Origin of the sequence: Bradyrhizobium sp. CCBAU 53338 (assembly GCF_015291665.1) — a bacterium.
GTDB lineage: Bacteria > Pseudomonadota > Alphaproteobacteria > Rhizobiales > Xanthobacteraceae > Bradyrhizobium.
Window position 1 is genome coordinate 4,258,123 of sequence record NZ_CP030048.1, and the last position, 19,151, is coordinate 4,277,273.

Genomic DNA, 19,151 nt, shown 5'->3' on the forward strand with positions numbered 1-19,151 from the left:
ACGCAAAAAGAAGCCCCGGTGGAAACCGGGGCTTTTGAATTGATCGTGATCTTTTCTTTGATTGGTCGTTTGTTGCTCAGTAGCGCGCGATCACAGGCGCGTCGAACTTGTAGCTGGCGCGAACGACAGCCCACTGGATGTCGCGCGGCTTGGCATCGAACGTGTAGTTGCCCGCGGTGCCGCCGAGCTGATAGGTCTGGCTGCCGAAGGCCGCGTAGTTGTATTCGAGGCCGACGATCCAGTTGCGGGTGATGCCGTATTCCCAGCCGGCGCCGACGGTCCAGCCGTTGGCCCAGTGGGTCTGACCGCCCGTACCCGTTACAACGGGATCCGTGACCGAGAGCCGGTTGTTGACGCCGGCGTAGCCGCCCTTGAAGTAGAACAGGTTGTTCTGGACTGCGAAGCCGGCGCGGCCGACGACGGTAGCAAGAACGTTGGCGCGCCAGGAGAACACGTCGTTCGCTGCGCCGAATGCGGTATTCGTGAACGAGCCCTTGTTGTCGAGGCCGGAGATCGTGCCTTCCATGCCGAACACGTAGTTGTTGGCCTGCCAGTTGTAGCCGATCTGGGCGCCGCCCATGACACCGGAGTTGCGCTGGCGATAACCCTGGCCCGGCGTCAGATCGCCGAACGCCGCGCCGACGCCATTGTTGACGAACTGCTCGTTGGTCCATGCGCCGCCGATATGGCCGCCGACATAGAAACCAGTCCAGTTGAACAGCGGCTCGATATAGGCAGGCGCCTTCGTGTACGGGCGCGCGGCGAGATCGGCGGCGGAAGCAGCGCCGGTCGAAACCAGAGCGGTCGTGCAGGCGAAGGCGGCAATCAACTTGTTACGCATGGTACACCCCGTGTCCTTTGATGGGCGCACGCTCACACGCAGTTCTTACTCAAATTTGAATCAAGAAAGTTAAGGCGCCGGAATGGCCGATGGCTGTCTTTGAATCCGTCCGCGCTGTTGCACGCGCGCAACGCGGAAGCCGCAATTTAACGCGGCATTATCCCTATCAGTTGGCTGCCTCAGGGCGCCGGCGCGGCTTTCGAATGCACGTGCTCGGGTCGCACGCCGATGGCGATGAAGCGCGCGGGAATGCCCTGGAGCCACGGCCATGCGGAGATCAGACGCAGGATCAGCGGCGCCTTGAGCGGCCGATCTGCGCCCTTCAGTGCGCCGCTGATGATGTTGTTCTGCACGATCACCTGCATCGCCTGCGTCATCTTCACCGGGAACGCGCGGCGGCGCCTGACGGCATCGAGTTCGTCCTCGGAAGGACAGCCGCGCCCCAGCCTGTCCGCGAGCAGGTTTGCGGTCGCGACCGCATCCTGCACGGCAAGATTGACGCCGACGCCGCCGACGGGCGACATCGCATGCGCGGCATCGCCGATGCAGAGCAGGCCCGGCCGCGTCCAGCGCGGCAGGCGGTTGATCGCGACGGTAAGGAGCTTGACGTCGTCAATGCTCTTCACGTCGCCGATCCCATGCTTGAGGACCGGCGCCATGCGCACGACATCGTCCAGCAGCGCCTGTAGTCCCCTCGCCTTCACCGCATCGTACTGCCCCTTTGCGATGACGTAGGCGCATTGCCAGTAATCGCCGCGGTCGAAAGTGACCATCATTCTGCCGGGCTCGATGCGGGCAAACAGGTTCTCGGTCTCGTCGGCCTTGCGGCCGACGCGGAACCAGAGCACGTCCATCGGCGCGCCGATCTCCTCGACGGCAAGGCCAGCGCGTTCGCGCACCGTCGAATGCCGGCCGTCGCAGGCGATGGTGAGATCGGCCTCGATGTCGATGACGCCGTCAGACGTCCTGGCGCGCACGCCGGCGATGGCCTCGCCGCGGCGGATCAGGTCGACGGCCTCCGTGCTCATCAGCACGTCGAGCGAGGCGAAGCGTTTGCCCGCCTCGCGCAGGAAATTGAGAAAATCCCATTGCGGCATGAAGGCGATGAACGGGTACTTCGTATCCAGCCGCCTGAGATCGGCGATCCGCACCCTGGCGCCGCCGACCATGCCATCCATCGTCTGCAGGCGCTGATGCGGCAGCTTCAGGAAGCCGTCGATCAGGCCGAGCTCGTCCATCACCTGGAGCGTCGAGGGATGCACCGTGTCGCCGCGAAAGTCGCGGAAGAAATCAGCATGCTTCTCCAACACCACGACATCGATGCCGGCGCGCCCCAGCAGATAGCCGAGCATCATGCCGGCGGGACCGCCGCCAACGACGCAGCACCGGACTTTGCGCACGCGCGACGCGGGTTGATCTGACGTGGCTGGTTCCATGACCCGACTCTCGCTGCGGCATCGATCTATGTCGAGCGACTGTAGCGCCGACGCGCATCGGGAGCATGTTCAATCTTGGGAACCGCTCAATTGTTGCTGCGGTTGGACGTGCGGAAACTCTTCACCTCCGACACGCTGCCGTCACGGTAAGTCAATTCGACGGACATGAACTGCGTCGCAGGGGGAAGCTTCTCGTAGAGCAGCATCCCGGCCGTGATGGCGGAGGGATCGCGGAGATCGCAGGGCGGCAGCTTCAGCACCTTGTCCGGCACCGCCGTATCGATGCCGATCCGTGCTTCGCGGATCGCGCAGCGGTACGACACCAGATGGGAATAATAGACCAGGAGCCCGTTGAACTGACGGAACGACAACCAACTCGTCGCGGTCATGTCGAGGATCTTGCGCTGGTCGCGTATCAGCGCCGCTTCCGGGTCGAACTTGATCGGGAACGGGCCCTGCATGTCACCGGAGGCGTCGACGTAGCGCACCTCGATGGTGCCGGCCTGCGCGTCCGGGGGCAGCTCGATCGACGGGTTCGGCATCCGCTTGCGCGTGCGCGGATCGAGCGTGTCGATGAAGCCGGTTTCGCGGAAATCGCCGCTGCCGGCCATGCGCCAGGAAATGCCGATGGTGGGATCGGCGAAGGAGAACGTCACGCTCCAGCCGCCGTTGTGACGGGAAAAGCTCGCGATCGGCGCATTGGTGGTCTCCTCCTTCGGCACGCGTGGCACGGAGACCGGCGGCAGCGCTGCGACCTTCTGCGACGGCGGATCGGCCGGACGCGCTACGGCCGCCGCCGCGTCCTTCGCGGCGCCGCTGAGGAAGACGTCGTCGACCATCTGGTCGAAATAGACAGGCACCTGCTTGTGTTTGACGGTGTCGGCCATCTCGCTGACCAAGCGGCGCGTGTGCTGGGCGACCTGCACGAGGTTTTCGCCGGGCTGGAGCAGCTCCCTGGCGAAGGTGCGTGTAAACACCGAATTGGGATTGGCGTCGTCGTTGGAGAGACGATCGAGCGCGGTCTGACGCGGTCCTGCCGAGAATACCGAGAACACGCCCTCGGGCAATTGCGTCATCGGCGCAAGGCCGCCGCCGCCGGCGACTGCGCGCGTGCCTGATCGTTCGAACGGATTGTTGCGGCAGGCGTCGAACACCAGGATCGAGGTGCGCGCCTTCTTGTTCTGGAGACGCTCGACGACGCGGTCAGCCAGAATGGAGGCATCGCGCACCAGCTCTTCCTGGCCCTCGGTCGCCGCCGGCACATCGGTCGGCAGCAGGTAGTTCTGGCCCGCGATCTCGAAACCATGGCCGGCATAGAAGAAGAACGCGGTGTCGCCGGGCTCGATCACCCGGTCGAAGGCGAGCAGTGTCTCGGTGAATTGCTGACGGTTCTGGTTTTCGGCGACCATCACCTGGAAGCCGAGCTGCTTCAGCGTGTCGCCCATGGTGCGGGCGTCGTTGACGGCCTTCAGCAGTTTGGGAACGTTCTTGTAGTCGTTGTTGCCGATCACGAGCGCAACGCGCTTTTCGGCGTGTGCAGCGCCTGCGAAGCCGCTGAGGCAGGCTGCGAGGCCAAGCGCCGACAAAATCCTGAAAACCCGACGCGTCATCTTCATATTCCCGCTTCAGAACGGCTCCCCGCGGGCTCCATGCGGAACTCTACGCCGTCGATGTGATAGTCGGTCCAGCCGTAACGGCGGTTCAACCGGTCCGGCTTTCGCATTCCAGCATCTGGCCTATGGCAGATTCCGGTGGAATCTGCTTTTTTCAAGCGGATTTCCGTTCGAGACGAGGGGCTGCCGTGTATCGCTGGTGCACCGACGAGGTCGAGCCGCACGACCGCTTCGACTATTGGCGCGAGGTCCGCGCCAAGGGGCTGTTCGGTGTCACCGCGGAACTCGAGCGCGAACGGCGCGGCGACTTCTACGGCGAATTCTCGCTGAGCCAGGTCGGCAATGGCGGCCTGGTGGAGCTGAAGGCGTCATCCTACGCGGTCGAACGCAGCCAGGCCGACATCGGCTACGCGCCGGGTGACAGCATCTGCGTCTACCAGCAGCTCGGCGGCGGAGGCTGGTTCGGCGGCATGCGCTCGAGCGATTTCGCCATTGCCAATGGCAGATTCGCGACCAGCCACACTGACCTGCCCTACCGTACCAAGCCGCTGGGCGATGCCGGCTTTCACCTGCGGATCCTGAAGATCCCTGTCAGCAGTCTTGCGACCCAGGACAAGCGCATGCGCGAGCTTGCGCCCAGACCCTTCAGCGACCCCGCTCTGGCCCCGCTGCTCGAGGCCTGCTTTGCCGAGCTCGGCGAGGCTGCCGCGGTCGAGGGGGCGCCCGATGCCGTGCCGTTGGTGCAGGCGCTGGGGCAGCTCGCGCTGATCGAGCGCGGCGTCGTCAGGCCGGGCAGCCGGCGCGGACAGGCCGCGCTGCGGACCGCCCGCCTGTCGCTGGCGCGGCGTCTGATCGCGCGCCATTTACAAGACCCGGATCTGGCGCCGGGACGGGTGGCAGACCTGCTCGGCGTCTCCGTGCGACACCTGCACATGCTGTTCGAGGTCGCCGAGCGCAGCTTCTCCCAGACCGTGACGGAGGAGCGGCTGAAGAGAAGCCGCCGCCTGATGCGGGAAGCGCCGGAGCGGCTGATCGCCGACATCGCTACCGCATGCGGTTTCGAGAGCCTGGCGACCTATTACCGGGTCTTCAACGCCGCCTATGGCATGGCGCCCGGCGATTTCCGGGCCCAAGCTGCAGGTGGGCGTTAACCACCCGCCTCGCCGCGGCGGCGAAAAGCCGAGCCGTACCCGCTGTTTGGGTAAAAACCTGAGGGTTTTTAGGGCCTTCCCGCGCCTGCTCCATTGACTTTGGCCGATTCCGCCCTATGTTCCGGGTCGACGCGGTTCAGATCGAAAAGCGATTCCTGAGCCTGGCGCTTTGTTCGCGTGAGTCAGCACCCCCAGCTTCTTTGAGAGCGCGCCGTTTCGGGGTGGAACGCGATAGCCTTTTTACCCTCGATTCCGAACGGCGGTTTCGACCAGAGGCTCAATGTCCTTTTCCAATCTCGGACTGTCCGAAAAAGTCCTCGCCGCAGTGGCGGCCACCGGTTACACCAACCCCACCCCCATTCAGGAACAGGCGATCCCCCACGTCCTCGCACGCAAGGACGTGCTCGGCATCGCCCAGACCGGCACCGGCAAGACCGCAGCCTTCGTGCTGCCGATGCTCACCATCCTCGAAAAGGGTCGTGCCCGGGCGCGCATGCCGCGCACCCTTATCCTGGAGCCGACCCGCGAACTCGCGGCGCAGGTGAAGGAAAACTTCGACCGCTACGGCGCCGGCCAGAAACTCAACGTCGCCCTCCTGATCGGCGGCGTCTCCTTCGGCGACCAGGATGCCAAGCTGACGCGCGGCGTCGACGTGCTGATCGCCACGCCGGGCCGACTGCTCGACCATACCGAGCGCGGCGGCCTGCTGCTCACCGGTGTCGAACTGCTCGTCATCGACGAAGCCGACCGCATGCTGGACATGGGCTTCATTCCCGACATCGAGCGCATCTGCAAGCTCGTCCCCTTCACGCGGCAGACCCTCTTCTTCACCGCGACCATGCCGCCGGAAATCCGGCGCATCACCGAGGCTTTCCTGCACAATCCGCAGAAGGTCGAAGTCTCCAAGCCCGCCACCACCGCCGTCACCGTCACGCAGTCGCAGGTACCCGCCGGACGCGAGGCGCACGAGAAGCGCGAGCTGCTGCGCCGGCTGCTGCGCGAGGCCAAGGACCTCAAGAACGCGATCATCTTCTGCAATCGCAAGCGCGAGGTCGCGATCGTTCACAAGTCACTTCAGAAGCACGGTTTCAGCGTCGGCGCACTGCATGGCGACATGGACCAGCCGGCGCGCATGGCAGCGCTGGAGCAATTCCGCAAGGGCGAGCTGCCGCTGCTGGTCGCCTCCGACGTCGCCGCCCGCGGCCTCGACATTCCCGAGGTCAGCCACGTCTTCAATTTCGACGTCCCCCACCATCCCGACGACTACGTCCATCGCGTTGGCCGTACCGGTCGCGCGGGCCGCACCGGCACTGCGATCTCGATCGTGACGCCGCTCGACCAGAAATCGATGGTCGCCATCGAAAAGCTGATTGGCCAGAGCATTCCCCGCGCCGAAGGCGATTACGAAGTGCATGCTGACGGCGGCGAGCAGGGTGATCGCCCGCGCGAATCGCGCGGCCGCGATCGCGATCGTTCCCGCGGCGGTCGCGGCAAGCCGCAGCGCGGTCGCGACCGTGAGCGCAGCCACGAGCCGCGCGAGGCGCGACACGCCGCCGATGCAGCGCCTTCGTCGGATGCAAAGCCGGCTGCCGAAGCACGGCCTGCCCGGGAAGCGCGCCCGGCCCGCGAGGCAAGGCCTCCACGCGAAGCCCGGCAGGGGTCGGAGGCGCGTCACGGCTCTCGTCCGCAGGCCAATAATTCGCACGTGCCGTCGATAGGCCGCCCCGAGCCGCGCCGCCAGCGGGAGATCGACACCGAGCCCGGAGATCACTCGCACCTCCCGGCATTCCTTCTCCGGCCGGTCCGCTCCCCCGCCGGCGCCTGATGCTGCAAGGCGCCTCAGGTCCGAGCCGAGGCGCCCCACACTTTTTGTGCGGCATCGCCCCCCGTATATTTACTGGCCGTTCACAAACGTCCGTTAGCCTACGAACATAATTTAAGCATTGCTGCGGTCGACGGCGCATCGACCGTCGTGGGGTATGTTCCGTGGTCAAGGTTCTCGACGAACACGAACGCACGATGGCGTTCGCCGAGGTGGCGCTCGGTCAGATCCGATCGCTGAAGCAGACCGCGATTCCCCGCAATTACGAGATCTGGTACGTTTACGCGACCGGCTACAACGCCCCGCTCAACAAGATCATCAACGAGACGCTCGCACGCAACGGCAAGTTGAGCGAAGCCGATCTCGAGCAGATCTATGATACCTACCTCTCCCACATCAAAACGACCGACCGCATCGACAAGGTCGGCTCCCGCGTCATCGGCGAAATCGACGACGTGATGAGGGTCCTGAGCGACGCGCTCGGCATGACCGGTACCTATGACGCCAGCCTGTCGGGCGCGACCGAACAATTGTCCTCGGCCAAGAGCCGCGATCAGCTCAAGACGATCGTCGAAACGCTGCTGCGCTCGACCAGCGAAATGCGCGAGACAAACAAGGCGCTGGAAGACCGGCTATCGCTGTCGAAGAACGAGATCAGCAATCTCCAGCAGAGCCTGGAGGCGATCCGCGCCGAGAGCCTGACCGATCCGCTGACCGGCCTCGGCAACCGCAAATATTTCGATCGCATGATCGGCACGGCGGTGCAGAGCGCGCTTGCGAGCGGCGAGCCGCTGTCGCTGCTGCTGTTCGACATCGACCATTTCAAATCGTTCAACGATTCCTACGGACATCTCACCGGCGACCAGGTGCTCCGGCTCGTCGGGCTGTCGCTGAAGCAGACCATCAAGGGCCAGGACATCACCGCGCGCTATGGCGGCGAGGAGTTCGCTGTGGTGCTGCCCAACACCGCGCTGCGCCAGGCCCTCACCGTCGCCGACCATATCCGCCGCGCGGTGATGGCGAAGGAATTGAAGAAAAAATCGACCGGCGAGATCCTCGGCCGCGTCACCATTTCCGTCGGCGTCTCCATGCTGAAGCAGGGCGACGACACCGACGCGCTGATCGAGCGCGCCGACGCCTGCCTCTACGCCGCCAAGCGCAACGGTCGCAACCGCGTGATCTGCGAGGTCGATCCGGAATACACGGTCGAGACGCACAACCGCGTGGCGTGAATTATCGCCGCAAACCTAGTTTCGACTTGAAACCTCTCGCCTGTCGGCCCGGCTGCGCAATCTCGTCGCTCACGGCATCATGGACGCCGTACCCGCGGCAGAAGGAGGCCCCTATCAGGAGTATGAGTTGACCGAGAAAGGACGCGGGTTGTTTCTGGTTCTTGCAGCGCTCAGGCAGTGGGGTGAGGACTTCTTCTTCGCACCCGATGAGACTCACGTGCTGCTGGTGGACAAGAAATCCGCTCTTCCCGTACGCCGGCTGGAATTGCGCGCGCAGGACGGACGCATTCTCGGTCCCAGCGACACCGTCATACGACAACCGCCGAACACCCCGGAGATGAAAACGGCAAACGGACGGCCCCAACCTGCAAAGCGCCGGGCCTCGGCCTCCCGCGCGCAAAAGTAGCGGCCACGACCGCTCGACCTGCAAGTGCAACCAGCTATGCTTGACAACCTGATCTGACGAACGACATCTTCCTCGCCAATTCGCATCGGGGACTCGTCGTCGTGCCCAATCCTCATGATTTTCACGCGCCGCAGCCGTCCTACACCAGGGACGAACTGCTGAGATCTAGCGAAGGCGGCTATTTCGGCACGGGCAATGCGCGATTGCCGGCGCCGCCGATGCTGATGATGGACCGCATCACCGAGATCAGCCTCGATGGCGGCGAGTTCGGCAAGGGCCATATCGTCGGCGAGCTCGACATTGCACCTGCGCACTGGTTCTTCGATTCCCATTATCGCGGTGACGCCATCATGCCGCCGACGCTTGCACTGGACGCGATGTGGCAGATGGTCGGCTATTGGCTCGGCTGGTCGGGCTCGCCCGGCAAGGGCCGCGCCATCGGCGTCGGCGAGGTCGAGGTGACGGGGGTCATCACGCCGGAAACGCGATCGGTGCGCTATCAGGTCGCGATGCGCATGGTCCGGCGCGGCAAGCTGGTGCTCGGCATTGCCGATGGCCGCGTGGTCGCAGACGGTCTATCTGTCAGTGGCGAAGGACATGCGGGTTGGCCTGACCAAGGCCGCGGATTGATCCTCAAGCCTTCCGCTTGGCGCGCTTTCTCACCGCCTTTTTGGTCGCCTTTTTCGGCATCTTCCCGGGCTTGGCGACCTTCTTCGTTGCCGCCTTCTTCTCCTTCGGCCGCTTCTTCACCTTGGCGCGCTGGGCGGCAGCGAGCGCCGCCCTCGCCCATTGCGCCAGTTCCTCGGAATCATCAAACAGGCGCGCAGGCAGTTCCCAGTAGGAATTGACCAGCACTGTCTTGGCGCGGGTCGAGTACTGGAACGGCTTTGAGCCTTCGGCCTCGAAGTCCGGAATCGTCACCTCGTCGGCGCGGAAGAACAGGCCGGCGCGCAAGGCGAGCGCGAAATTGATGCCGTCGGCGGAGATGCCGTAGCCGGAGAACATCTTTCGGATGGCGACGGGGCCGAAATCGGCGAACAGGTCGATCAGGAATTCGCGGTCCATGGCCCAACTCTCTCCCCAACGTCGTCCCCGCGAACGCGGGGATCCATAACCACAGGGAGGAGTTTAGCGAACACTCTCAGTCGCGCCAGCTTTGGTACCGGCACCACCCATCACCGGGGGGATCACGCGGTATGTGTCCCGGCGCTCGCCGGGACGACAGCGGAGTAAGACGCGAGAGCTGGGCTTATCCGTCGATCTTGGCCGGACGCAGCTCGACCGACTCGCCGCAACCGCAGGCGGAGATCTGATTGGGATTGTTGAAGACGAACTGGGCCTGCATCTTGTCGGCCTTGTAGTCCATCTCGGTGCCGAGCAGGAACAACACGGCCTTGGGATCGACCAGGATCTTGACGCCCTTGTCCTCGACGACCTCGTCGGTCGGGCGGATCTCGTGGGCGTATTCGACCGTGTAGGACTGCCCGGCGCAGCCGCCGTTCTTCACGCCGACGCGCAGGCCCACGATCTCGGAATCGGCACGCTGGGTCAGCTCGGTGATGCGCTGGGCAGCGGCGTCCGTCAGCCGCATCACCTGCGGGCGCGGGCGCCGCGGTTTTGGAGTGGATGCCGGTGTCGAGCCTGACGAGATCTGGGTCATGTCACTGATGTGGTCCGTTGCGGAGCGAATTCAATATCGAGGTTACGCGTCACCACATGTTGAGGACGAGGCGCGCCTCGTCGCTCATGCGTTCCGGCGTCCAGGCCGGCTCCCAGACGACCTTGACGTCGACCACGCCGACGCCGGGGACGCTGGCGACCGCGTTCTCGACCATGGTCGGGAGTTCGCCGGCGGCCGGGCAATTGGGCGTCGTCAGCGTCATCTGCACGTCGACCGAACGGTCGTCCTTGATCTCGACCTTGTAGATCAGGCCAAGCTCGTAGATGTCGGCGGGAATTTCGGGGTCGAACACGGTCTTGAGCCCGGCGATGATCTCACGGGTCAGACGCTCGGTCTCCTCCGGCGGCAGCGCCGAGAGGGTCTCCATCGGATTGGCTTTGATTTCGGCCGTGTCACTCATGCGAACAAATCCCGCGCCTTGAGCAGCGCCTGTGCCAGATGATCGACTTCTTCCCGCGTATTATACATGCCGAACGAGGCACGGCAGGTGGCCGTGACGTTGAACCGCTCTAAAAGCGGCATCACGCAATGGGTGCCGGCGCGCACCGCGATGCCCTGGCGGTCGATCACGGTGGCGACGTCGTGGGCATGCGCGCCCTTGAGCTCGAAGGAGATCACCGGGCCCTTGCCCCGCGCCGTGCCGATCAGCCGCAGCGAGTTGATTTCGCGCAAGCGCTCCTGGGCGTAGGCGGTGAGATCGTGCTCGTGCGCGGCGATGCGCTCCTTGCCGATCGAGTTGACGTAGTCGATGGCGGCGCCAAGGCCGACGGCTTCGACGATCGCCGGTGTGCCCGCCTCGAATTTGTGCGGGGGATCGCCATAGGTGACGGTCTCGCGCGAGACCTCGCGGATCATCTCGCCGCCGCCGTTGAAGGGGCGCATCGCGACGAGGTGGTCGTACTTGGCCCAGAGCACGCCGATGCCGGTCGGGCCGTACACCTTGTGGCCGGTGAAGACGTAGAAGTCGCAGCCGATGTCCTGGACGTCGACGGGCAGATGCACGGCGCCCTGGCTGCCGTCGACCAGCACGGGAATGCCGCGGGTATGGGCGATCTTCACGACGTCCTTGACCGGCACGATGGTGCCGAGCGCATTCGACATCTGCGTGATCGCGACCAGCTTGGTCTTCGACGTCAGCAGCTTCTCGAACTCCTCGATGAGGAAATTGCCCTCGTCGTCGACGGGCGCCCACTTGATCACGGCGCCCTGGCGCTCCCTCAGGAAATGCCAGGGAACGATATTGGAGTGGTGCTCCATGATCGAGATGACGATCTCGTCGCCTTCACCGATGTTCGGCCCGCCCCAGGACGATGCGACCAGATTGATCGCCTCCGTCGCGTTGCGGGTGAAGATCACCTCTTCGGTGCGCGGCGCATTGATGAACTGCGCGACCTTGGTGCGACCGCCCTCATAGGCCTCCGTCGCAGCGTTGGCGAGATAGTGCAGGCCGCGATGGACGTTGGCGTATTCGCTCGTATAGGCCTGCGTCATGCGGTCGAGCACGGCGCTGGGCTTCTGCGCCGAGGCCGCGTTGTCGAGATAGACCAGCGGCTTTCCGTAGACCTGCATGGCAAGCGCAGGAAAGTCCTGGCGCACGCGTTCGACGTCATAGGCGCCGTTCCTGACCGCGGGATGCGTGCTCATGACCGCCGCTCCAGCCAGCGCTCGGCAATGCCAATCACGTGATCGCGGAGGCCATCGTCGGCGATCTGCTCGATCGCTTCACCGACGAACGCCTGGATCAGCAGCGCCTGGGCCAGCTTCTCCGGCAGTCCGCGGGCCTTCAGGTAGAACAGCAGGCTGTCGTCGAGCGCGCCGGCAGTGGCGCCGTGGCCGCAAGAGACGTCGTCGGCAAAGATCTCGAGCTCGGGTTTGTTGTCGGCCTCGGCTTCGTCCGAGAGCAACAGCGCACGGGTCATCATCTTGCCGTCGGTTTTCTGCGCGTCGGGGCGGACGATGATACGGCCCTGGAACACCGAGTGCGCGCGATCGTCAATCACCGCGCGGAAGACTTCGCGGCTGACGCAGTTCGGCACGGCGTGGTCGACCACCAGCGTGGTGTCGCCATGCTCGGTCTTCTGCAGGAGGTTGACGCCGTTGGCCGAGAGCTCGCTGCCCTCGCCCGCCAGCGTGATGAAACCCTGGAGGCGGCTGACGGCCGCGCCGGTCGTCATGTTGAAGAAGTTGAACTTCACATTGGCGCCAATGGTCACGAAATGCGACGAGATGTTCACCGCGTCAGGCGCATCGTCCATCAGGCGGATATGCGCGACATCGGCATCGTCGCCGACCGTGACAATTACGGCGTCATTGACCTGATAGGCCTCGGCGCCGGCCGCGACGAAGCTCTCGACGATGGTGGCGCGAGCGCCCTTCCCGATCGCGACCTGCGAGCGGGTGAAGCTGGACGCGGAAGCCGCAGTCGCGATGTGGAGGATCTGGATCGGCGCAGACAGCTGCGCACCGTCGGCAATACCAAGCACAACGCCGTCGGTCGCCATCGCCGCGTTGAGCGCAATCACCGCATCGGTGGACGCGGTCTCGAGCAGGCCAGCATCCTTCTCGAGCGCCTCACGCAGCGTCTTGAAGCCTGCTTCAACGGCGAGTGCCTTGACGTCGGACAGATCAGCCGCGAACACGCCGTCGACCAGCACCAGCTTGCGGGCGCCTTCGATCGCGTGCGCCTTCACGGCGTCCGCGGCGCGCTTCAGCGCGGCGGCATCGGGCGCAGCTGCCAGCGGAAGCACCTCGCCGACCAGCGCGCGCAAATCGGTGTATTTCCATTCCTCGATCCGGCGGTGCGGCAGGCCGAGACGCTCATAGGTCTCGAACGCCTCGCGGCGCGTCGCGAGCACATCAGGCGAACCCGGCAGGCGGCCTTCGGCGCTGGCGAAGAGATCGCTCACCGCGCGGCCGTTCCCGGTCTTTGCCACAGCAACGTTCATCGCAAAATTCCTTACGCGGCATCCTCGAACTGGGCGTAGCCGGACGCTTCCAGCTCCAGCGCCAGTTCCTTGCCGCCGCTCTTCACGACGCGGCCCTTCGACATCACGTGCACCACGTCGGGCACGATGTAGTTCAGCAGCCGCTGATAATGGGTGATCACGACCATCGCGCGCCCCGGCGAGCGCAGCGCGTTGACGCCGTCTGCCGCGATGCGCAGCGCGTCGATGTCCAGGCCGGAATCCATCTCGTCGAGGATGCACAGGCTGGGCTCGAACAGCGCCATCTGCAGCACCTCGTTGCGCTTCTTCTCGCCGCCGGAGAAGCCGACATTGACGCCGCGCTTGAGCATGTCCTGCGGGATGTTCAGCGACTTCGAGACCTCGCGGACCTTCTTGAGGAAATCGGGTGTCGAATATTCGCTCTCGCCGCGGGCCTTGCGCTGCGCGTTCAGCGCTGTGCGCAGGAAGGTCATGGTGGCGACGCCGGGGATCTCGACCGGATACTGGAACGCCAGGAACACGCCCTTGGCGGCGCGCTCGTCCGGCGACATTTCCAGCAGGTCCTCTCCCTTGAACAGGATCTGGCCGTCGGTGACCTCATAGCCGGGCTTGCCGGCGATGACGTGCGAGAGCGTCGATTTGCCGGAGCCGTTCGGCCCCATGATCGCGTGCACCTCGCCCTCGTTCACGGTCAGCGTCAGCCCGTGGAGGATCTCACGCTCCTCGACACGAACCTTGAGGTCTTTCACTTCAAGCAAAGCCATCTTGGTATCCAGTTTATTCAGATGATGTTGGAGCGCGAGTTGCGCACCGCGAGGGTCGGCAATTAACCGACCGACCCTTCAAGCGAGATCGAGATCAGCTTCTGCGCTTCCACCGCGAATTCCATCGGCAGTTGCTGCAGCACGTCCTTGACGAAGCCGTTGACGACGAGGCCGACGGCCTCTTCCTGCGAAAGACCGCGCTGGATGCAGTAGAACAGCACGTCCTCGGAAATCTTTGACGTCGTCGCTTCGTGCTCGAACGTCGCCGACGAGTTCTTCGCCTCGATGTACGGCACGGTGTGCGCGCCGCATTTGTCGCCGATCAACAAGGAATCGCAGGCGGTGAAGTTGCGGGCGCCGGTCGCTTTCCGATGCGCGGTGACGAGGCCGCGATAGGTGTTCTGCGACCTGCCGGCGGCGATGCCCTTGGAGATGATCCGGCTCGACGTGTTCTTGCCGAGATGGATCATCTTGGTGCCCGAATCGACCTGCTGGAAGCCGTTCGAGATCGCGATCGAGTAGAACTCGCCGCGCGAGTTGTCGCCACGCAGGATGCAGCTCGGATACTTCCAGGTGATCGCCGAACCTGTTTCGACCTGGGTCCACGAGATCTTGGAATTGTCGCCGCGGCAGTCGCCACGTTTGGTGACGAAATTGTAGATGCCGCCCTTGCCTTCCGAATTGCCGGGGTACCAGTTCTGCACCGTCGAGTACTTGATCTCGGCGTCGTCGAGCGCAACGAGTTCGACCACGGCCGCATGCAGCTGGTTTTCGTCGCGCTGCGGCGCCGTGCAGCCTTCGAGATAGGACACGTAGGAGCCCTTGTCGGCGATGATCAGCGTGCGCTCGAATTGACCGGTGTTCCGCTCGTTGATGCGGAAATAGGTCGACAGTTCCATCGGGCAGCGCACGCCGGGCGGCACGTAGACGAACGAGCCGTCGGAGAACACCGCGGAGTTCAGCGTCGCGTAGAAATTGTCGGAGGTCGGAACCACCGAGCCGAGATATTTCTGCACCAGCTCAGGATGCTCGCGGATGGCTTCCGAGATCGGCATGAAGATCACGCCGGCCTTCTTCAGCTCGGCCTTGAAGGTGGTCGCGACCGAAACCGAATCAAAGACCGCATCGACCGCGATCTTGCGGCGCGCGGGATCTTCCTCGCCGGGCTTCGGCTCGACGCCCTCGAGCATGGCAACTTCCCGCAGGGGAATGCCGAGCTTCTCGTAGGTCTTCAGGATCTCCGGATCGATCTCGTCGAGCGAGGTGACCGTCTTCTTCGGCTTCGGCGCCGCGTAATAATAGAGGTCCTGGAAGTCGATCTTGGGATAGTCGACGCGTGCCCAGGTCGGCTCGGTCATGCTCAGCCAGCGCCGATAGGCCTCAAGCCGCCACTGGAGCATCCAGGCGGGTTCATTCTTCTTCTCGGAGATGAACTTTACGATCTCTTCCGACAGACCCTTCGGGGCCTTCTCGGAGTCGATCAGGGTTTCAAACCCATAACGATACTGGTCGACGTCGATGCGCTTGACGCGATCGACCGTCTCTTGAACGGCTGGCATTCCATCCTCCGCTCGTGGTTTCAAGGACCACGGTGGATCAAACTCGAACGACTATTACGATGTTTCTGTGCGGAAAGCACGGGCTTAGAACGGTTCAAGCCGTGTTTCGTCGCTTAGCCTCTAAGTAGGGTATTACCGAGCTTTCGCCAAGCCTCTAACGCCCTGTTGATGTCCTCGGGTTCCGTGGACCAGCCCAGACTGAGGCGCACCGCTCCCTGGGCTACGGTGGCATCGTACCCCATCGCCGAGAGCACGTGGGACGGCTGTACTTTGCCCGAGGAGCAGGCGGAGCCGGAGGACACGGCAATGCCTTCGAGGTCGAATCCGATCACGGCGGTTTCGGCCTTCAGCCCCGGCGCGGTGAACAAAACGGTATTTGGTAACCTCCTCACATCATCTGAGAAGACAGTCGCCCCGGCGATTCCCTGAAGACCATTTCCCAAGCGATCTCTGAGGCTTGTCATTCGCACCGCATCCTCAGGCAGAGCCTGAAGCGCAGCTTTCACCGCGGCGCCGAAACCGGCGATCCCGGCAACATTCTCGGTTCCCGCCCGCCGGCCGAGCTCCTGTCCACCGCCCCTCAGCACCGGGTCGAGTGCGGCCACCCCTTCGGTCATGACCAGCGCGCCAACCCCTTTGGGACCGCCGATCTTGTGCGCAGAGAAGGTCGCAAGGTCTGCGCCCATCGCGTTAATATTGAACGCAATTTTGCCGAGTGCCTGGATCGCATCGACATGCAGGATACCGCCGGCCGCATGGACGATCCCTGCCGCCTCCGCGACAGGCTGGAGGGCGCCCGTCTCGTTGTTCGCCGCCATGATCGAGACCAGTGCCGGCGGACCACCGGTCAGCAGCTCCCGCAAGTGGTCGAGATCGACCACGCCGGAACGGGTGACCCGGATCTGGTTGATGTTCTCGGCCGGGAAGCGGCCGCCTGCCAAGACGGAGGCATGTTCGATCGCCGAGATCAGGAGCCGCCGCACCGGCTCGCCCGATCGGCCGCGCAAGCCCGGCGACAGCGCCAGCGCATTGGCCTCGGTTCCAGCGGAGGTGAAGACCACGTTCCGCGCCAGCGCGCCGACGGCCGTCGCCAGCTCGGCGCGTGCGTCCTCGACCAGCCGACGCGCCTCTCGTCCCTCGGCATGGACCGAAGACGGATTGCCGATCAGTTCGTACGCGGCCAGCATCGCTGCGCGGGCTTCGACGCGCAGCGGTGTGGTCGCATTCCAGTCGAGATAGACACGCTCCGGCATGGTGCCCTCTTAGCACCTTTTGCCTTCGCGCCAATCGGGCGCCGTCGCACGTCAGTCAGGCCGGCTGTTGCTGCGCGATCGCTGCCGCGGACCGCGGCTCCAACCGCAGCCCAAACAGCGGACGCAGCCAGCCGATGCGCCGCACGATCTCGTAGGTCGCCAGGCAGGTGAGCGCGGTGCCTGCAATCACGATCGTGGCCTCGCTTCCTGCAGACAACCCGCTGCCCCGCAATGCATATGCGATCACGATGATCGCGGTCTGATGCACGATGTAAAAGGGAAAGATCGCATCGGTCATATAGCGCCGCACCGGACCATCGGCGGTCAGATGGCGCCGCGCAAAGCCGAGCACCGTCGCGATCGCAAGCCACTGGTAGCAGCCATAGGCCGCGCCGGCGATCCATCGCAGCATCGGCGATCGCGGGAACAAGCCGGCATATATCAGGATGAAGGCGGCGAAGCACACGGCGGCGAGCATCAGCGCCCTCCACCGTTGCCGCTCGATCTCGCGCCAGACGTCCGCCTCGCGTGCAAGCAGGAAGCCGATCAGGAACGTGGTCGCATAGTCAGCGTGATTGTACCAGTCGCCGAACAGCGCATGGGTCGAGGGGAAGATCGGCGCGAGAAACAGCCGCCAGGCGGCGAACAGCAGGCACGGCAGCGCCAGCAGCCATGGTCCGGCGAGCAGGGCGGCGAGCCTCTCGCCGATCCAGCCTGCAGCCGCCGGCCACACCGCCAGCACGCCAACCAGGGCCATCGTGTAGACCCAGAGATAGACCACGAACCAGAGATGGTTCCAGGTCGGCTGCACGATGCAGGGGTTCGGGCAGAACTGCGCGCTGAATGCCAGATAGTGGTGGAGATAGTAGTCAGCAAAACCTGCGGGGTAGCCGAGGCTCTCGACGATCTGGAGATAGGACTGCGGCGGCACGATCACGAGCATGCCGAAAAGCAGCGGGATCAGTAGCCGCGCCGTTCGCGCCCGGGCGAAGGCGGCAAGACGAAACTTGCCCAGCATGTAGCGGCTCGCCACCCCGGAGACCAGGAACAGCAGCGACAGCCGCCAGGGATTGAGCACCAGCATGACAGGCTCGAGCCAGGTCAGCCGGTGCTCGCTCTTGATGTGAAATCCCCAGGACACGTAGAGCATGCCGACGTGGTAGAAGATCAGCAGCGCGAAGGCTAAAATCCGCACCCAGTCCAGATCGACGCGTCGTTCCGGGTTTGCTGCTTGCTGTGGTGTTGGCATGGGTCTCTGCTCCCTAGCGTCTCGATATCAGCGGTTTTCGGGCCATGGCTGACGGCCAAAATGCGCCGGAAACGGAGCCCGTCGAGACGGCTTGGGATCAGAGCCGGGCGTCAGGGGACGAGGCGTCGCCGTCAGGGACGAGCGGTTGGTCCCGCGGGATCAGTGGCGAGTGGACGATGTTCGCGGCGATCGCCGCCATCGCGCTCGCCATCGGCATCGTCAATGCGCTCTCGGGTGCACAGGACGCCACTTGGCGCGGCGACAGCGCCGATATCGGCCGGCGCCTGTTCTGGGAGATGACGAGCATCGTCGTCATTCTGGCGCTGGTTCCAATCCTGATGCTGTCGGTCCGGCGCATGCGCGCAACGACTGGCTTGGCCGCGCGAATCGGAATCGGTGCGGCCGCCCTGCTCGGCTTCTCGGCTTTTCACATCGCCGGCATGGTGGCGCTGCGCAAGTTCACGCTCTGGCTCGCGGGCAGCACCTACGACTTCCATTTCTCGCTGGCATCAATCCTCTACGAGTTCCGCAAGGATGCAGTGACAGCACTGCTGATTGGGGCAACACTCTGGCTGCTCGACAGCCGCCGTGAACTGCGCCAGGCCGCACAACAAGCCCAGTCCATTCCGGCCGCCGCGCAAGAGCAACCGTCCCCCGATCTGATCTGGCTTCGGGACGGCACCAGCCGCATTCGCGTCACACCGCGCGACATCCTGTGGGTCGCCTCCGCCGGCAATTACATCGAATACAGCCTTGCCGACGGCACCCAGCACCTGATCCGGGGAACTCTCGCGGCGACCGAAGGCGAGCTCGGCCGCTTCGCCATCGTGCGCGTTCACCGAACCAGGCTCGCCAATCTCGACCGGGTGAGCGGCGTGGACTTCAAACCGTCAGGGGATTTCGAGCTCACATTCGACAACGGCAAGACGCTCGGCGGCAGCCGCCGTTACCGGTCCGCCGTCGCCTCGCTCGGAGGCCGCACCGCGCCTACGTGAATCGTTCGCCAGATCGTCCAAAGGTGGATAAACGATCGTGATTCCAATTGGTTGCGGGCACAAATACGCGCCTGGTCATCCCCCTGTTCGACCCCGACCACCATCGGCGTGACACGGCAGTGTCCGGCTAAGGTCTTGAGCGCATTGGAAGATGTCGAAGATGCTTGCATTTTGCCCCGCAGCCTATGTTAGAACGCGCACCGT

At 64.2% G+C, this 19,151-nt stretch carries 17 protein-coding genes and 1 pseudogene; 6 read left to right on the plus strand and 12 right to left on the minus strand.

Annotated elements, in window-relative coordinates:
- Nucleotides 1–76: 76 nt before the first annotated feature.
- The 3 genes from XH90_RS20055 to XH90_RS20065 form a co-directional block, all read right to left on the minus strand.
- Entirely contained in the window at nt 77–841 is a 765-nt protein-coding gene (locus XH90_RS20055; RefSeq protein ID WP_194476080.1) for an outer membrane protein, read from the minus strand.
- A gap of 179 nt (nt 842–1,020) precedes the next feature.
- Entirely contained in the window at nt 1,021–2,277 is a 1,257-nt protein-coding gene (locus XH90_RS20060) for an FAD-dependent oxidoreductase (protein ID WP_194476081.1), read from the minus strand.
- An 86-nt stretch (nt 2,278–2,363) separates the two neighbouring features.
- The gene (locus XH90_RS20065) at nt 2,364–3,887 is read right to left on the minus strand and encodes a caspase family protein (RefSeq protein WP_194476082.1); all 1,524 of its coding nucleotides are present in this window, start codon (nt 3,885–3,887) and stop codon (nt 2,364–2,366) included.
- 191 nt (nt 3,888–4,078) lie between these two features.
- Here XH90_RS20065 and XH90_RS20070 point away from each other — a divergent pair, with 191 nt between their 5' ends.
- The 5 genes and pseudogenes from XH90_RS20070 to fabA all read left to right on the plus strand — a co-directional run bounded on the left by XH90_RS20070 (nt 4,079) and on the right by fabA (nt 9,131).
- A complete protein-coding gene (locus XH90_RS20070; protein WP_194476083.1) occupies nt 4,079–5,041 on the plus strand; it encodes a helix-turn-helix domain-containing protein in 963 nt (320 codons plus the stop codon).
- Between the two features lie 280 nt (nt 5,042–5,321).
- On the plus strand, nt 5,322–6,866 hold the full coding sequence (locus XH90_RS20075) for a DEAD/DEAH box helicase (RefSeq protein WP_194476084.1): 1,545 nt from the start codon (nt 5,322–5,324) through the stop codon (nt 6,864–6,866).
- 161 nt (nt 6,867–7,027) lie between these two features.
- Nucleotides 7,028–8,095 carry a GGDEF domain-containing protein gene (locus tag XH90_RS20080; protein WP_194476085.1) on the plus strand — a complete coding sequence of 356 codons (1,068 nt, stop codon included), beginning with the start codon at nt 7,028–7,030 and terminating at the stop codon, nt 8,093–8,095.
- 40 nt (nt 8,096–8,135) lie between these two features.
- On the plus strand, nt 8,136–8,501 hold the full coding sequence (locus XH90_RS20085; protein WP_256442519.1) for a helix-turn-helix domain-containing protein: 366 nt from the start codon (nt 8,136–8,138) through the stop codon (nt 8,499–8,501).
- A gap of 101 nt (nt 8,502–8,602) precedes the next feature.
- Nucleotides 8,603–9,131 (plus strand): annotated as a pseudogene (fabA, locus tag XH90_RS20090) (bifunctional 3-hydroxydecanoyl-ACP dehydratase/trans-2-decenoyl-ACP isomerase).
- A 3-nt stretch (nt 9,132–9,134) separates the two neighbouring features.
- Here the strand turns inward: fabA and XH90_RS20095 are convergent.
- The 9 genes from XH90_RS20095 to XH90_RS20135 all read right to left on the minus strand — a co-directional run bounded on the left by XH90_RS20095 (nt 9,135) and on the right by XH90_RS20135 (nt 17,952).
- Complete coding sequence (locus XH90_RS20095) at nt 9,135–9,566, minus strand: TfoX/Sxy family protein (RefSeq protein WP_194476087.1); 432 nt, start codon at nt 9,564–9,566, stop codon at nt 9,135–9,137.
- A gap of 184 nt (nt 9,567–9,750) precedes the next feature.
- Complete coding sequence (locus XH90_RS20100) at nt 9,751–10,161, minus strand: iron-sulfur cluster assembly accessory protein (protein ID WP_194476088.1); 411 nt, start codon at nt 10,159–10,161, stop codon at nt 9,751–9,753.
- A gap of 49 nt (nt 10,162–10,210) precedes the next feature.
- Nucleotides 10,211–10,582: an SUF system Fe-S cluster assembly protein gene (locus tag XH90_RS20105; RefSeq protein WP_194476089.1), complete on the minus strand. Its 372-nt coding sequence runs from the start codon at nt 10,580–10,582 to the stop codon at nt 10,211–10,213.
- Nucleotides 10,579–11,826, minus strand: a complete 1,248-nt coding sequence (locus XH90_RS20110) for a cysteine desulfurase (RefSeq protein WP_194476090.1) — start codon at nt 11,824–11,826, stop codon at nt 10,579–10,581. Before XH90_RS20110 ends, XH90_RS20105 begins: the two co-directional genes overlap by 4 nt.
- Nucleotides 11,823–13,127 carry a Fe-S cluster assembly protein SufD gene (sufD, locus tag XH90_RS20115; protein WP_194476091.1) on the minus strand — a complete coding sequence of 435 codons (1,305 nt, stop codon included), beginning with the start codon at nt 13,125–13,127 and terminating at the stop codon, nt 11,823–11,825. Before sufD ends, XH90_RS20110 begins: the two co-directional genes overlap by 4 nt.
- A gap of 11 nt (nt 13,128–13,138) precedes the next feature.
- A complete protein-coding gene (sufC, locus tag XH90_RS20120; protein ID WP_194476092.1) occupies nt 13,139–13,891 on the minus strand; it encodes a Fe-S cluster assembly ATPase SufC in 753 nt (250 codons plus the stop codon).
- A gap of 62 nt (nt 13,892–13,953) precedes the next feature.
- Nucleotides 13,954–15,450 carry a Fe-S cluster assembly protein SufB gene (gene sufB / locus XH90_RS20125; protein ID WP_194476093.1) on the minus strand — a complete coding sequence of 499 codons (1,497 nt, stop codon included), beginning with the start codon at nt 15,448–15,450 and terminating at the stop codon, nt 13,954–13,956.
- A 113-nt stretch (nt 15,451–15,563) separates the two neighbouring features.
- On the minus strand, nt 15,564–16,703 hold the full coding sequence (locus XH90_RS20130; protein WP_194476094.1) for a cysteine desulfurase family protein: 1,140 nt from the start codon (nt 16,701–16,703) through the stop codon (nt 15,564–15,566).
- Between the two features lie 55 nt (nt 16,704–16,758).
- Nucleotides 16,759–17,952 carry an acyltransferase family protein gene (locus XH90_RS20135; protein WP_194476095.1) on the minus strand — a complete coding sequence of 398 codons (1,194 nt, stop codon included), beginning with the start codon at nt 17,950–17,952 and terminating at the stop codon, nt 16,759–16,761.
- Nucleotides 17,953–18,128: 176 nt separating this feature from the next.
- On the opposite strand from XH90_RS20135, the gene XH90_RS20140 reads away from it, so the two are divergent.
- Entirely contained in the window at nt 18,129–18,947 is an 819-nt protein-coding gene (locus XH90_RS20140) for a LytTR family DNA-binding domain-containing protein (RefSeq protein WP_246755533.1), read from the plus strand.
- Nucleotides 18,948–19,151 lie beyond the last annotated feature (204 nt).